We start from the raw sequence: 14,655 nt of genomic DNA, 5'->3' as shown, positions 1-14,655 counted from the left end.
GCCGAGCACATCGGCGCGGCCGTCACCGTTGAAGTCGGCGGCGAACACGTGCCGCCAAGTCCCCCAGCCCTGACCGATCTTGACGCCGGTGCTCACGTCATTGCTGTTGTTGCGGTACCAGTACAGGTCCCCCGCACTGTTCACGCCGAGCACGTCGGCGCGGCCGTCACCGTTGAAGTCGGCGGCGAACACGTGCCGCCAAGTCCCCCAGCCCTGACCGATCTTGACGCCGGTGCTCACGTCGTTGCTGTTGTTGCGGTACCAGTACAGGTCCCCCGCACTGTTCACACCGAGCACATCGGCGCGGCCGTCACCGTTGAAATCCGAGACCTGACCAGTCGATCCCGAGGTGACGCCCGGTGGGCGAACGTAGCCTGAGATAAGGAGATTGTCTGATCCTCCTCGAGCGGACACTGGATCAATGGTTCTCCGAACCACTTGCTCATTCCAGTTTCCGTCGATGGTGTCGATGGTGCCGTTGCCGTTGACCGAGGCGACGACGGCGACGTGACCGCCGACAGTGTAGGCCGGCGCACCGTAGACGACGAGATCACCTGGCCGCGGATCTCCGATGCCTCCCGAAGGACGTGCACTGAAGAGTCCCTGCTCGACCCCCCACGCGCCGACTCCACGGCCGATCGCTGTAGAGAACACGGGACTCACCCCAGCCGCGCGCCAAACCCACGAGGCGAAGTACGCGCACCACTCCTGTGACTGGCACGGACCGTACTTGAGGCATTCGCCATTCGCTTCGGAAGCCCCGACCTCGGCCTGGGCGACGGCAACGATCTGACTGCGGCTGACGGCATGGGCAGCTCTGATGTCGGCGCACACTAGCCCGACTAATAGGGCGAGAATACACCCGAGTGAGACAGCAATCCGCTTGGGTGTCGAGCGGCTACTGATCAGAGAATGGGTCACTGGCACTCCTTTGAGAAGTCGCAGCTGAGGGGATTGAGTCCAACTCCGTTGACCCAAGAGGTCGGTGACTTGTGTGCTGCTTCTGCGTCTTTGCGATCAGGGAAGAGGAGAGGAGTTCGGGCTTGAAGGCATCCACTGATTTCGTTGTGCGTAAGGGGGTAGTCCAAAGTCCGCCCCGATGGCTACAACCGCTCCCGACGCATGGCCACGCCATCATTGGACGGGCTGCGTTAAGCCGGTGTGCGGCCGCTGCGCAGATATCAGCTCACAGAGTTGAAGCATCTTGGTCGACAACGTTTTGGCCTCGTACATAAATGCTCACACCCGGCCCAACGCCGGGCGGTCAGACATTGCAGACGGTAGGGCACACAATGCTCGAAACGCCTTCAAGGCGACCTCGGGACGGTTTCAGAGCTGCGTCGGCTGCACAGAACGAGCATTCGCCTGCCATTCACGACAGGGCGGCGCCCGCGCCACGTGACCCAGATGCGTGACGCCAACTGATAAAGGGATGGGAGACGACCCACTCGGATAGCTGCTGAGGCTCATTCATCAGAAGCTCTCGCGAGGCGCGGTAGACAGTCGGACCGTGACCATGACAGCCACCAGGCCGCCCCTGTTGCATAACTCGCCTGTCATCCCCAGGACGAGACCGCCTTAAAGTCTTGGGTCACCGTTCGGACCCCGACAGCGCCACCGCACCACGTCCGTGGCGAGGGGCGGATCATTTCGAGCAACTTCGCAACGATTGCTTCTTGCACCTGGCGCGGCCAGGCTGTCGAGCGTGCCGGCAGGCAGCAGAGGCTTCTGACGAAGGGCGTCGTCTACACCGGACGCGTGATCGGCGGTCTGCTGCGGATTGCCGGCAGCGCAGGCTCCGTGGCGACCGGGTGCGGCGACAACGCTTCGAGCTGATTCCGCAGAAGACCTTGTGGAGCAATTCGAAGCCCCGGGATATGGCTTCGCCCGGCACCGAAACATGCGAATGAAGGAAGCGCCGATGCTTACAACCTCATCGCCTGATCAGCTACATATCGAAGATTCGCGGCTCCGTCGACTTCTATGTCAATCCACAGGGATTCGAGATGACATTCGAAGCTCACTGGCACGTCGGCCTGCGCCGGGCAGGACCATTATCCTCCGCATACTCTCTGCCCAACCCGTATCGCCCAGCCCTGTCGAGCGCCTACCTAGCCCCGTTCAACGGCCTGCTGTCAACTTCCACGTGGACAACGTCGATGCGGAAGTGGAGAGACGTGTTCTCGGCGGTGACTTGTCGGCTAGCTTGGAGCTATATAGCGAGAATTTCGGAAACGCCACTTCATCGTGGCAGATCCAGCTGCGTGCTGATTGACGCCCTCACCCCGATCGCACCGTCACAGGAGGATGACCGCCCTGTTCACCGTGCTGCGGATGCAAGCGTCCGGCTTCAATGGCACGGCTGCAACGGATGCGGACGGCAAGGAGTCCCGCACCGCTTGTCGCTGGGATGACTGATCGGGGCAACATTTTGAACATGGATCAAGAGAGAAATCGATGATCAACATCAACCTTCTGGGCCACGTGGAAGCCAGCGTTGGGTCGCAGACGGTGCGACTGAAATGCGAAGGCTCCTCCATTGTTTTGTGTGCCGTCAGTTTGTCGCCGGGATCGTTGGTAACCCGTCAAGCACTCCATGAGGCGCTGTGGGGGGAGCATCCTCCTGACTCGCGCAAGCAGCTGCTCGAATACTTCGTTCATCAGCTGAACGTAAGTCTTAAGTTCGCAAACGAAGCCTTCCTCGTCGAGGAAAGGCAGGGTTACCGCTTGCTACCCACGGCCGCTTCGACAGATGTCCAGCAGTTCCGCCGCTACCGGCAGTTCGCCCGGCACCTGGCGGCGGACGGCAGATTGGACCAAGCTTCCGGCGTTTACGCGAAGGCCATGGCGTTGCACAGGGGCACACCATTTGGGGGCGCCGGTCAGGGGTGGCTGCGAGCGGCAAGCGCGGGGGTGATGCACATGATCCGATGTACGAGAGTTGAAGCGACACGGCTTACCACCGCCTCCGCCTCATTCCGTTGATCGCCTTAGATGGTACGGTCGGCCGCGCGGGTGGGGTTTCCAGCGGAGGCGTCTGCCCCCGCGTAGCCTACGGTCCGAGAGGGAATCGCCTGAGCACCGATCGGACCGGTCCGGTGATCTCTTGTCAGGATCAACGGCGCCAGCACACGTCAGCCTGGAGTTGGAACCGCTGGCGCTCATGATCCTGAGCATCCGCTCCCGTCGCGGCCCACGCAGACGTCCACGAAGCCTTCCTCAAACTGGCGTGCGTCCTCATCTGCTGGCGACGCTTGGCCTCATTGCGCTAGCAGCTGGTTGACGGCGACCATGGCAGAAGTGATCTCGAATGGAATGAAGCTACGTAGTCAGTGCCGGGAACGTGCGTTCCCGGCACTGACTACGTGTTGTGCTGGTACATCAGACCGGGTATGCGGCAAAGCTTGCGCTCAGAATGGCAGTCATCGAGTTGGGCATAGACAGCGCAGGCCTGCCCGGGCCCTGCCCGACGGTTCCGGTGCAGACCTATGCTCCAGACCATGGGCAGTTGAGGTGGGTCAGGCACCCGGTGTGCGCGAGGCGGCAGCTGCCCGGGCAGCGTTGGCCTTGATGGCCGTTTGCAGCCATTCAGCAGCCCCTGGGCGAGTGTTGTCTTCGATGCCGGCGCGGTAACGCGGGTCGTCGACATACAGCTGGCTCTTAAGAACGTGGAAGTCGTGGCTCATGTCGTAGAACCAGCGGCTGACATGTACTCGCTGTGCCTCGGCCGCGTCCATAGCCTCCGTGCTCGTCGGGTCGCAGCCCGCGTCCATCAACTCCCGGATGCGTCCCTCGATGCTGGCGTTGTCGGCGTTGATCTCCTCCCACTCACGCTTGCCGTATCGAGCTACCCGATTGGCTGTCTGCGCGTAAGCCTGCGAGTCACCCCAGCGCTGTTCGACTTCCTGCAAGTGCTGCTCTTCGTTGTCCGCCCATTCCCCCCATACCTCCCGCTTGTCGGCGTCGCTGAGAGGGGACTGAATCTTGTCATCGCTCATGGGGTTGACGGTAAGGTCTAACGTTAGGTGAGGCTCAATAGCCGGTGGCGATCGACCCCCCGGCCTCCACGCGGAGCGCATTGAGGCGCGACCGACACCTGGCTCGGCGCCGCCAGGCCGTCTCACCACACCGTACCGAGTGCTGGGGCCAGATATGCCCTGATCACGGCACTGGCGATCAGCGCGACGTATCTGCTGCTGGTAGCCATTGAGCGCAGGTGCCCCCGTGGTCGGCGATCTACGTGGGCACGCTCACTGTCATGAGCTGGTTGCGCCTCTCCGGGCTTTCCTGCTTCCGGCGCACGCCCTCATGAACCGTTCCACCACGGCGACGCGTTGCGCTGCGGCGCTGTCGCCGCCTCGCTGTGCTCGTTCGTTCGGCCGGATGCGGCGGCGGGAGGTCAGGCGGTTGTCAGCGCTGTGCGCGCTGTGCGCCGCGCGACGGCCGAAAGTTCCCCCTCGTGCTGATCGAGGAAGCGGGTCAGCCGTTGTGAATCGACTCGCCCGATCTCGCGGAGGGCCACACCCACATTGGTCTGCACGAGACGCTCCGGATCGCCGGCCAAAAGCGTACAAAGCATGAGCGGGTCGTCGAGGTCGCCCTGGCGAATGATCCAGAACGCTGCGGTGATGGCCAGACGTCGCCGCCAGCGATCATCAGAGCGGGCGAGGTCGAAAAGCACATCTCGCGGCTTGTCAAGGAGATACCACCCGACGACGCGCGGCGCCGCACGATCGATGAGATCCCAGGTGTTGAACCTGTCGATCCGGGACATCATGACCTCGTAGAGGGCCGTCCGGTCCTCTTCCGAAACTCCACGCCCGCGCGTCTTGAAATCGAGCACCGCTGCCGCCACCATCCGCATCTCGTAGACATCGGAGTCCAAGAGCAGATGAACCTGGGCGAGTTCCATACCCTGCGCGAGCCTTGCGATGTCGAACACGCTTCCCATGCGGACACCGAGGACCTGAATGACGGGGTCGGATAGACGCTTCCTGATCCGAGCGCGTTCGGCCTCGTCAGCGGCGGCCTCTAACCGCAGGGCGACGTCGTCAGCAGTGATTCTGGCCGTCATCGCTCCGCCTCTCGCGTGTGCTGGTCCTATCGAGTCATGGCGACTCAACAGGTTGAATGAGGGTCGTGTGCCATCCAGAGTAACCGGCCAGGAATGCGGATGGTGCTCGGCGGCGAGGTAGATCCAGTGGTAGCCATCCGCGCCGGCGACGGTCAGGCCACGCAATGCCACGTCTTCCACCGGGCTCACGTACGCTTCGCCGAGTCGTTCAGACTGCCGAAGTGAACGGCGGTCAGTGCATCCCTGACCGTCAGCAGGCAGGTTAGTCTCGGTCGGCTTGACGGCGATGTCACGACGGAGGTGCCACCGGTATCACGGTCGTGGCGAGGGCATGGATGGCGAACCGCAACCGCTCGGCGTCGGCGGGTGCATCTGCGCGGATCAGCTCGTCGAGCACCAGCCCGTCGACGAACGCCATCAGCAGCCGTGCTGTGCCAGCGTCGCCGGTCAGCTGGACAGCCAAGTGCTGGAACATGGTGGCGAGGGTCTGGACGGTCGGCTCGGCAAGCTGGCGGACCTGCGGGTCGAGCGAGAGCAGCAGGCGAGCGCGGCTGCGGGTGCGGGCCGGACCGAGCCAAAGCGTTAGCACCGTGACGGCCCCGTCGACGACTTCGTCGATGTCCATCTCGCTCAGCTGTCTGCCGCCCAGGGCTGCGTCAAAGTCGGCCTGGTCCAGCGTGGCGATGCGGTGCAGCACCGCAGTCAGCAGCTCGCTCCTTGTCCCGAAGTGGTAGCTGCACGTTCCTGGCGGCAGGCCAGCCGCCGCGTCGGCCGCGCGGTGCGTGAGGCTGCGCAAACCTTCGTCGCCGACGATCCGGATCGCGGCGTCGGCCAGCCGGGTCTTGCGATCTGTGTCACATGCACTTACGGTCCCCATGCTACAAGTGTAGTGTCGCTACATCCGTAGCAATGATGAGGAGTGCGGTGATGCGAGTTCTCTTCCGGGTGGGCGCCTGGATCTGGTTCATCACGGGCGCCGGCCACCTCACGCTCGACCTGCTGGACCGACTCCAACCGGAAAGCGTCGCCACCGCGAGTCTGAACGCCGTCCTGCGCGCACACCCGTTCGAGCTGTTCGGCATCCGGCGCACCGAGTGGGACATCTACACCGGGTTCAGCATCGCGATCGGCATTTTCAACATGATCATCGGCCTGCTGTTCGTCCTCGTCGACCGGATCGTCGAGGACCCCGACCGGCGCCGGCCGGTCACGCTTCTCGGCGCGGTGGCTTCCCTCGCCTGCTGTGCGCTGTCGGCGGTGTTCCTGCCAACCCCGCCGATCGTCAACTACGGCCTGGCCACCCTCGCCTTCACCGGCGCTCTGTTCACAGCTGGACGCCAACGCCAACGCCGGTAACCGTGGTACCCGCCACCGAGCGTCCGCCGTACCGCCCTGCGTCGCTCCCTGGCCCCGTAGCATTGCCCGGGCCTGGTCGCTCCACCGGATCGGCCGCTGTACGACCTGGTGATGGCGCCGACGTGGCCGGGCGGCGGGGAGTCGACCCCGCATCTGCGGTTCCCATAGATAACCGAACGGCTTCGACCCGCCCCCCTGGGTCTCGTCGGCGCTGCAGGCGGCGCGGATGTGGGCCTCCGGCCGGGTTGCCCCTCACCATGTGGGGCGCCAGGCTGTCAGACGGCCCGACAGGATTTGAACCTGCGTTCTCTGTGGAGATAACCGACGTGGATTCGACCCGCGCAGCCAGCGCCACCGGCGAGCGGGTTTGGTGAGGTCCAGAGCAGGCGCGGATATGGGATGTTCACCGGCGTTTAGGTGCTCTGCCAACTGAGCTACCGGCCCGAAGGCCGAGCAGGACTCGAACCTGCGCACACCCCATTAACAGTGGATAACCGACGAACTTCGACCCGCGCCCACTCCGCACCGCACCGGGGGCGCGAGGCCGGGAGCAGGCGCGGATGTGACGATGGCGCCGGACTTGATCTTTTTGCAGAAAGAGATAACCGACGCCGTTCGACCCGTGCCCACACCGAGCCTCGCGCTCGAGGCCCGCGGGGGGGTTGATCAAGACCTACGGTATCGCGCCGTTTGCCCGTTTCGCGACCACATTAGGGGGTCTGGGGTTACTCGGGGTCGCGGATCTCCACCAGTTCGATGCGCCAGGGCAGTTCGGCGGCCACGGGAGCCCACCGTTTGCGGCTCATGGTGAGGATGGGCCAGTCCAGATATTGGGAGACGGCGATGGCGTGGGCTGCGGCCATGTCGGCCGGCGGGATCATGCGGGCAACGACCTCCGACAGGCGGGCCGCTTCGTCCTGGGTGGACACGAGTGCCAGCTCGACGTTGTCGAGCGCGTCGATCATGCCTCGCACGACGCGCCGCTGGTCAGGGGAGAGCGAGGCTTCCGCCACGGCCAGCGTGATCGCGGGGACGCTGGTGCGGGTGTCGGACTGGTTGAAGATGACCATGAGCGCGCGAACGTCGAAATCGCCGCGGCCGACCTCGACCAGGACGGTGTCGTCCAGGACGTATCCGAGGATGGTCACCGGCCCGCCTGCCGCGCCTGAAGGAGGGCGTTCAGCCGGTCGGCGGTCACCTGCGCGCGGGCCATCGCGTCAGTGTCGTCCTTCACCTCTTGAGCGGCCTCTTCCCAGGCGAGCCGGTTACGGTGCCGCTCGGTGGCGAAGCTGCCGTGCATGCGAACGATGGCCTCGGCCATCGGGACTGAGCGCCCGGATTCCTTGCTAAGTTGGGCGGCCACCTCATGGATGAGCTCACGGACGCGCTCGGGAACCTTGATGCTCGTCATAGGTTCAGTCATACCAGAATTCTACTCGGTAGAACCGTGGTATGCACGAAGGGAGCGTGATCGTTTGCTCCGTCGGACGCCCACCCGCATCTGTGGCATCCCTGACGCCTACGAGCTGTTCATCGCAAGTCTGCTCGGGCTGTACACGGTCGAGGCGAAGCCCGTGAGCATCTGGCGCATCCGCGTCGATACCTGAGGGCCCTCTTTCTCCCGCGTGTCCCAGTCTTACTGTTGCGCACTGCCATGTTGAACTGAGCGGCTCGGGCCTGGATCACCAGCGCTCGCCTTGGGCGGTACAGCAGCGAGATGATCGTGTAGCGCGGCATGCCGGAATTGGTAGATCGGCCCGACGGCGCGCAGCAGGCCTAGACGGTGGACGTCGTCGAGGAAATCCATGAGCCGCCAGGGAAGCCGCCGGGCTAAGGCCAGCCAGGCTATCGCGATGGTGCATGCCAGCCACGCGTGGTGGTTCCCGCCCACGAGCCCAACCCCGAGCCCAACCACAAGCCCGACCACAAGCCCGACCACAAGCGCAGCCCCAAGCCCCGCCACAAGCCCGGCCACAAGCCCGGCCACAAGCCCGACCACGAGCCCGCCCACGACTACGCGGAGAAGGGTGAGCGTTCTGTCAGACCGCCAGCTGGAGCGGGGGGTGCTCATAGATGTGAGGGTGGGCTGTTCTATCCACTCGATCAAAATGCTCGCGAGCCCGATCACGAGCCCGATGCCGAGCCCGGCTATAAGCACGACGCCGAGCCCGCCCACGAGCCAGGCCCCGAGCGCACTCGCGAGCCCGCCCAAAAGCAGGACCCCGAGCCCGTCCTTGAGATAGCGAAGGAGGAGAGCTGGTTCACGGAGGCTGGCGTAGCCGGGTGTCTCATCAGGCCAGGCCTGTCCTTCGTACCTGTCCGCGAGCCCGCCCACGAGCCCGCCCACGAGCCCGACCCCGAGCCCGGTCATAAGCCCGGTCATAAGCCCGGCCACAAGCCCGATCATAAGCCCGGTCATAAGCCCGGTCACAAGCCCGGCCACGAGCATGTTCAGGAGCCAGCTGTGGGGGGTGACGTGGGCGATGTGCCACCAGGCGATGTCTCGGGTTGTGGCGGGGGGAAAAACGCGAGCCAGGTGGGTCAGATAGCGGCGGGTGGTGGAGGGGTCCAGCCGGTGTCGGGGCCGGGAGTGGTGGGCCGGGTCGGTGCTGGGTGGTTGTGTGGTGATGAGGGCGCTGATGAGATGGTCAAGCAGGTGCGTGCGCAGCGCCGTGGCGTCGCTGGCGAGGGGGCCGATTAGCGGAGAGGGGTCGGTTCCCGGGGTCAGGTAGACGGTGCGGATCAGCCACAGACCCAGGGGGGTGGCAGCGAGCGCGGTCAGGCCGGGGGCGGCGCGGGAACGGAGCGCGGACACTACAGCGGTCCAGGCGGGCGGCGGCTCAGCGGGCAGGCAGGCGGTCAGGTAATCGGCGGCAACCTCGGGGGACAAGCTCTTGGGAGTAATGACTGCGGCGGCGGTCAATGGCCGTCCGGCTGCGCGGACGGCGGTGCTGAACTCGGTGGTGCGGCTGGTGAGGATCAGCTGGTCGCGGGCGGTCAGGGAGGCGTTGATTGCGGCGATGATGTCGGCGCGGGCGATGTCGGAGATTTCGTCCAGTCCATCCAGGATCGGCAGTATGTAGCCGCCGTTGGCCAGCGCGGCGGCGGCACCGGTGCCGAGCTGTGGGGCCCTCAGGGCGGGGTAGTCGTCGGCGAGCCGGGCGGCGAGCCAATCGTGCAGACGAGGGTGACTGCGGGTGTCCCAGCCGGAGATCGGCAGGAGCACCGGCACGGGCACAATCTCGTTCTCTCCAGCGGCTTGGCTGGCCTTGTCGGCTTTGCGGGTGGACAGCAGCTGTAGCAGCAGTTGCACCGCCAGGCTGGTCTTGCCCATGCCTGCCCCGCCGGTGATGACCAGGCGGCGCCGTCTCAGGTTACGGAAGGCGCGGGCCAGGGCCGCGACGTCGTCTGCTTGGCCGGTAAAGGTCAGCTCGTCTGCAGCGGAGATCAGGCGGGGGTGGCTCATCACGGTCTCGTCGCTGGTCAGCTGCCAGCGGACGGGGATCGGTCCGGGATCGTCCAGAGATCGGTTGCTGGCCTCGGCGAGCCACTGCCGTTCCACCAGTCCGGCCAGCACATCAGCGGCGGCGTTGGGGTCGATGTCAGATGGGACGGGGCCCGTGGCCGAGTGGCGCCCCCACGCCCACACCCACACCAGGACGATCGCGGTTGCGGCAGCTAAAGCCACAGCGGCAACGTCACCGAGGTTGACCTCGGCGGTGGGTGTCCACGCTCGCCATACCGCAAACGCCAGCGCGCCGGCGGAGAGGATGGCCACGATGGCGAGCGGGATGCGCCAGCCGATCCTGCGTCGGTTCACATCAACATAGTGACCATGCGCAAGGCCCTCGGGTGGGGTTGCACACGAATCGTGACCCACGTGGAGGGCACTGTTATCAGGCTCACAAGCCACGAAGGTGATCACGCTACCTTTGAGCGCGCCATCCTTGGACGGCGGCCGGGTGCGGATGCGCTCGGGGAAGCGGACCTGCTTGAAGCCGAACACCTCCAGCCGGCCCGCTGGAGGCGTTCGGTCACTGGCAGTTCTTGTAGTCGTAGCGGCTGGAGTTGTAGCTGCAGGAGTCGACGAGCTTGACCGGGTGCCACGAAACCATCTACCAAGCGCTCTGCGTTCAGGGCCGCGGCGAACTGCGCCGCGAGCTGACCCGGGCCCTACGCACGGACCGCGCGATGCGCAAGCCCCTTCGCCAGGCCCAGCAGCGTCAGCCCCGCTACAGCGCCCCTATGGTGATGATCAGCGAGCGACCCGCCGAGGCTGATGACCGCGCCATGCCCGGCCACTGGGAAGGTGACTGCATCATCGGCAGGAACGGCACCTCGGCGATCGGCACCCTGGTCGAACGGATCACGCGCTACGGGCCAGCAGGCTCGACCGCTTCATTTCTGAGCCGGGCTGACAAAGATCACGGGACGCGGCACGGTCTATGGGCTGATGGTGTGGGACATGCCCGGGCGCAAGCCTTCATAGAGCAGGCTCAGGAAACGGTCGGTGTGGTCGGCGGTGCCCGGCCTCTGCTCAGATGCCCAAGCCATCGCGTTGGCCAAGGTGAACAGTTCCCATGAGTCGAGATCGGCCCGCGCTTCGCCCGCCTCCTGCGCGCGGGCGAGCAGTTGGTCTCCGGCGGCGTGCAGTGCCTGGCATGAGGCATACAGGGCCGACCGTTCGTCGCGCAATGTGCTCATCAGCGCCTCGGCCAGCCCTCGGTAGGTGGCGGCGTGCGCGGCGAGGATCCGCAGCCAGGACGCCAGCGCCTCGCCCGGCGGGTCGGCCTTGATCAGATTACGCGCCTGGGTCTCAAGGTCGTTGAAGCTGTCATGGAGCAGCACTTCCAGCAGTGCCTGGCGGGTGGGGAAATGGCGGTAAAGCGTCCCGATACCGACTCCGGCGGCACGGGCGATGTCCTCCAGCGACGCGTTGATGCCCTGCTCGGCGAAGGCGGCACGGGCCTGAGCGAGCAGGTGCTCGTAGTTGCGGCGCGCGTGGGAGCGCATCGGGCGCCGCGGGACTCGCGGCTCGGCCGTCATCATGCGGAACTTCCTTGCTTGCGTAACGGAGGCTGCCTCCAGCATACTGCCGGAGGCAGCCTCCGTTACGGCGGCCGGCCATCAACTCAGGCATACGAAAGGCGGGGACGATGTCCTCCGAACTCAACGACCTTCACGCTCGGATCGGCGGTTTCGTCAAGCGCCCGGAATTCAACGACTACGCCGAAAAATACTCCGACCACTTCGTCATGGAACGCCGCGACGGCATCATCCAAGTGCGCATGCACACCGACGGCGGCCCCGCACTCTTCAGCTTCGGGCTGCACAACGCCTGGGGTCAGGCATGGCAGGAAATCGGCAACGACCCACGTAACGAGGTCCTCATCCTCACCGGCACCGGCGACCGCTGGCTCGACGCCTCCCCAGCCTCATACGCCGAGCCTCCCACCCAGTGGCCGGACGGCTTCGCCTACGAGCACGCCTACTACGACGCAACGAAGCTTCTCGAAAATCTGATCTTCGCCATCGATATCCCGACGATCGCAGCGATCAACGGACCCGGCGTCGCGCACACCGAGATCGCGTTGCTGTGCGACATCACGCTGTGCTCCGAAGAAACCACGATTGCCGACCCCCACTTCCTGACCGGCGTGGCACCCGGCGACGGCCAGCATCTCAGCTTCCAGGAGCTGATGGGCACCAAGCGGGCTGCCTACTACCTGTACACCAGCGAGCAGATCGACGCTCCCACCGCTCTGCAATTGGGGCTGGTAAACGAGGTCTTGCCGCAAGAGCGGCTACTACCTCGGGCGTGGGAAATCGCCGAAATGATCATGCAGAGACCACGGGCCACCCGCCGCCTCACTCACGCCATCCTCCAACGGCCCTGGAAGCGCCGCCTGGTTCAAGATTTCGGGTTCGGCCTGGCCCACGAGATGTTCGGCATCAGCTCAGGCAAGGCCAACGGGCGCGACTCCAAATGACTCCAGCGCCAGCAAGGCGCTGTCTGGATGCGGCCTGAGGCCTCTCTTATCGCCGGTCCATTCGGCGAAGCGCACCTCGCCGACGAGGTGCGGGCGTACCCAGTGCGCGTCGCGGGCGTGTTCGCGCGGCACCGCGCCGGTGAACGCGGGCTCGGGCTGCTCCAGCGGTTTCAGGTGCTGGGCCAGGTCGCGCAGCATGGCGTCGGTGAAGCCTGTGCCGACGTGCCCCACGTACACCAGGCGCCCGCGCTCGTCCGGTGCGCCGAGCAGCAGCGAGCCGACGCGCCCGGAGCGGCGGCCGCCGCCGGGCCGCCACCCGATGATCACCATCTCCCGGGCCTGGAAGTGCGTGATCTTGCGCCACAGGCTGGAGCGGCGCCCCGGCAGATAGGCCGAGTTGAGCCGCTTGCACACCACGCCCTCCAGGCCGAGCCGGCTGCTGAGGTCCAGGGCGTGTTCGGCGTGGTCTTCGAAGTAGACCGGCACCTGCCGGCGGGGGCCGGGCGGCACGATGCTCTCCAGCAGGGCGCGCCGCTCGGTGTACGGCAGGCGGACGGTGCTGGCGGCGTTGACGTGCAGGACGTCGAAGAGCATGACGGTGACCGGGACGGTGCGGACCAACTCGGCCACGCGCGCCGGTCGCCGCAGGTGCATGCGCGGCTGCAGCGCGCCGAAGCTGACGCGGCCGGCGTCGTCGAAGGCCACGAGCTCGCCGTCCAGGACCAGGGCGTGCTCGCAGACGGCGCCGGCGAGCATCTGCAGCTCGGGGAACCCGCTGGTGACGTCGGCGCCGTTGCGGGACTGCAGCCGCACGCGGCCGCCTTCGACGTAGAGCAGACTGCGCATGCCGTCCCCTTTCATCTCCGCCGATCAGCGATCCTGCTCCCCCGCCGGCGGCAACGCGCCGGTCTGGGCGATCATCGGCTGGTAGACGGGCAGCGGCATGGCCCGGCAATCCCCCGAGTGCCGAGCCGGTAAAGCCCGAAACAGGTCAAGAAACTTGAGGGGCTCGGTGTTCACGCTGGAGGAAGGGAGACGGTCGGCCTGTGGCGGTCGGCGGTCAGCAGGCGTCTAGCATCTCCGCCAGCGCGGTCTTCTCCTGCGGGTCGATCGTCAGCTCCCAGGCACGTTTGACCCCGATCCACGCCCGGGCGTACGTGCAGTGGAATCCGGCCAGCGGCGGCCGCCAGGTCGCCGGGTCCTGATCGCCTTTGGCCTGGTTGACGTGGTCGGTCACGACCCACAGCTGTCCGTCGAGCAGGCTGTTGGCGAACGCTTTGCGGCGGGCGGTCGTCCAGGCGTGCGCGCCGGACTCCCACGCTTCCTTCAGCGCCACCATGTGCTCGATGTCGAGGCCAGCTGGGTCGGTGTGCCGGGCTCCGTCGTAGGGGCTGGTCCACCGGCCGGACGTCGGCGCGCACGTGGCCCGGTTGACGGTGACGGACTCGGCTTCGAGCGCGAGCAGAACCTCGCGCACGTTGCACGCGCCACGGACCGTCGCCCAGTGCGGGAACAGCGTCCGGCGGTAGCTGCCGGAGTTGCGCTCAGCCTCCACCGTCAGCTCCGCCAGGTGCGCGGCGGCGGCCACCGCGGTGGGGATGCCGGGCGGCGCAGCCGCAGCCGCAGCCGAGGCCGGGGCCGGGCCGGTGGCCAGCGGCACGATCACGGCGGCGGCGGTCAGGAGAGCGGGCCAGCGCACGGAAGGGTTCCCTTTCTGCTTCCCGCGCTGGGGATGCAGGTCAGGGCGGCGTGCGGGAGGCAGCAGCCATGGTCTCGGCAGCCCGGCGCAACGGCCAGGATCGACACGCGCGCGCCATGCCGCTGCCGGCGCGGTTGGGTCGCGTAGTTTCGCCTTGCTATGGCGTAGCGTGACGGATGCCTCGGGCGGGGAACCCGCTCTTCTCGCGGAGAGCGGGCTCCTTCGCATCCGCCGGCACTCCGCCGGCGCGCCGGCCGGTGCGCCGGCCGGTGCGCGTAACGCGCCGGGCGGATGGGCCGATCATGCGTACGGGCGCGCATCGGCGCGGCCCTCGATCCCGCGGACGCGGGATGCTCCCCACGCACGTGGGGGTGGAGCTGCTTGATCCCGAGCAGGCTTTCGTTGGCTTCTCCTCTTCTCCCGCTAGGACGGCCCACCCCCGTGTTCGATGCCCCGATCGACCTGAGCGACCTGCCCGGATACCAGGCCGCGACGGCTTCCAGGCCCAGGACGGCGTTCCTCGGCCGCTGCTCCAC

General features: G+C 66.2%; 13 protein-coding genes, 1 tRNA gene and 1 pseudogene. 4 read left to right on the top strand and 11 right to left on the bottom strand.

Annotation, left to right across the window (positions count from 1 at the left end; genetic code table 11):
• Positions 1-834: FG-GAP-like repeat-containing protein (locus AB0I67_RS41520; protein ID WP_357936227.1), on the bottom strand; the 834-nt coding region annotated here is incomplete at its 3' end.
• A 1,623-nt stretch (positions 835-2,457) separates the two neighbouring features.
• Here AB0I67_RS41520 and AB0I67_RS41515 point away from each other — a divergent pair.
• On the top strand, positions 2,458-2,985 hold the full coding sequence (locus tag AB0I67_RS41515) for a BTAD domain-containing putative transcriptional regulator (protein WP_357936195.1): 528 nt from the start codon (positions 2,458-2,460) through the stop codon (positions 2,983-2,985).
• A 533-nt stretch (positions 2,986-3,518) separates the two neighbouring features.
• On the opposite strand, the gene AB0I67_RS41510 is transcribed toward AB0I67_RS41515, so the two are convergent.
• From AB0I67_RS41510 to AB0I67_RS41500, 3 genes are all read right to left on the bottom strand, one after another.
• Positions 3,519-3,998 carry a TipAS antibiotic-recognition domain-containing protein gene (locus AB0I67_RS41510; RefSeq protein WP_357936194.1) on the bottom strand — a complete coding sequence of 160 codons (480 nt, stop codon included), beginning with the start codon at positions 3,996-3,998 and terminating at the stop codon, positions 3,519-3,521.
• A gap of 401 nt (positions 3,999-4,399) precedes the next feature.
• Positions 4,400-5,263 (bottom strand): DNA alkylation repair protein, encoded by an 864-nt coding sequence (locus AB0I67_RS41505; protein ID WP_357936192.1) that lies wholly within the window; start codon positions 5,261-5,263, stop codon positions 4,400-4,402.
• A gap of 100 nt (positions 5,264-5,363) precedes the next feature.
• Complete coding sequence (locus AB0I67_RS41500) at positions 5,364-5,951, bottom strand: hypothetical protein (RefSeq protein ID WP_357936190.1); 588 nt, start codon at positions 5,949-5,951, stop codon at positions 5,364-5,366.
• A gap of 50 nt (positions 5,952-6,001) precedes the next feature.
• Between AB0I67_RS41500 and AB0I67_RS41495 the strand changes: the two genes are divergently transcribed.
• Positions 6,002-6,430, top strand: a complete 429-nt coding sequence (locus AB0I67_RS41495) for a hypothetical protein (RefSeq protein WP_357936189.1) — start codon at positions 6,002-6,004, stop codon at positions 6,428-6,430.
• Positions 6,431-6,875: 445 nt separating this feature from the next.
• On the opposite strand, the gene AB0I67_RS41490 is transcribed toward AB0I67_RS41495, so the two are convergent.
• From AB0I67_RS41490 to AB0I67_RS41475, 4 genes are all read right to left on the bottom strand, one after another.
• Positions 6,876-6,941 (bottom strand) — tRNA-OTHER (locus AB0I67_RS41490).
• Positions 6,942-7,155: 214 nt separating this feature from the next.
• Positions 7,156-7,578 (bottom strand): hypothetical protein, encoded by a 423-nt coding sequence (locus AB0I67_RS41485; protein WP_357936187.1) that lies wholly within the window; start codon positions 7,576-7,578, stop codon positions 7,156-7,158.
• Positions 7,575-7,841 carry a hypothetical protein gene (locus tag AB0I67_RS41480; protein ID WP_357936185.1) on the bottom strand — a complete coding sequence of 89 codons (267 nt, stop codon included), beginning with the start codon at positions 7,839-7,841 and terminating at the stop codon, positions 7,575-7,577. The genes AB0I67_RS41485 and AB0I67_RS41480 overlap by 4 nt, the downstream gene beginning before the upstream one ends.
• A 225-nt stretch (positions 7,842-8,066) precedes the next feature.
• Complete coding sequence (locus tag AB0I67_RS41475; protein WP_357936184.1) at positions 8,067-10,436, bottom strand: NACHT domain-containing protein; 2,370 nt, start codon at positions 10,434-10,436, stop codon at positions 8,067-8,069.
• 98 nt (positions 10,437-10,534) lie between these two features.
• Between AB0I67_RS41475 and AB0I67_RS41470 the strand changes: the two are divergent.
• Positions 10,535-10,807: pseudogene (locus AB0I67_RS41470) on the top strand (IS30 family transposase); the annotation flags it as partial.
• 66 nt (positions 10,808-10,873) lie between these two features.
• Here AB0I67_RS41470 and AB0I67_RS41465 read toward each other — a convergent pair.
• Positions 10,874-11,479, bottom strand: a complete 606-nt coding sequence (locus AB0I67_RS41465) for a helix-turn-helix domain-containing protein (protein WP_357936182.1) — start codon at positions 11,477-11,479, stop codon at positions 10,874-10,876.
• A gap of 107 nt (positions 11,480-11,586) precedes the next feature.
• Between AB0I67_RS41465 and AB0I67_RS41460 the strand changes: the two genes are divergently transcribed.
• A complete protein-coding gene (locus AB0I67_RS41460) occupies positions 11,587-12,420 on the top strand; it encodes an enoyl-CoA hydratase/isomerase family protein (RefSeq protein ID WP_357936180.1) in 834 nt (277 codons plus the stop codon).
• Here AB0I67_RS41460 and AB0I67_RS41455 read toward each other — a convergent pair.
• Both AB0I67_RS41455 and AB0I67_RS41450 read right to left on the bottom strand, forming a co-directional pair.
• Positions 12,388-13,281, bottom strand: coding sequence for a hypothetical protein (locus tag AB0I67_RS41455; protein ID WP_357936178.1), 894 nt, complete (start codon positions 13,279-13,281; stop codon positions 12,388-12,390). The genes AB0I67_RS41460 and AB0I67_RS41455 overlap by 33 nt on opposite strands.
• A 199-nt stretch (positions 13,282-13,480) precedes the next feature.
• Positions 13,481-14,119 carry an HNH endonuclease family protein gene (locus AB0I67_RS41450; RefSeq protein ID WP_357936176.1) on the bottom strand — a complete coding sequence of 213 codons (639 nt, stop codon included), beginning with the start codon at positions 14,117-14,119 and terminating at the stop codon, positions 13,481-13,483.
• Positions 14,120-14,655 lie beyond the last annotated feature (536 nt).

This window comes from Nonomuraea sp. NPDC050310, assembly GCF_040655795.1.
Taxonomy (GTDB): domain Bacteria; phylum Actinomycetota; class Actinomycetes; order Streptosporangiales; family Streptosporangiaceae; genus Nonomuraea.
Note: the sequence above shows the minus strand (reverse complement) of the source record. Positions and strands in the feature narration are given on the sequence as shown.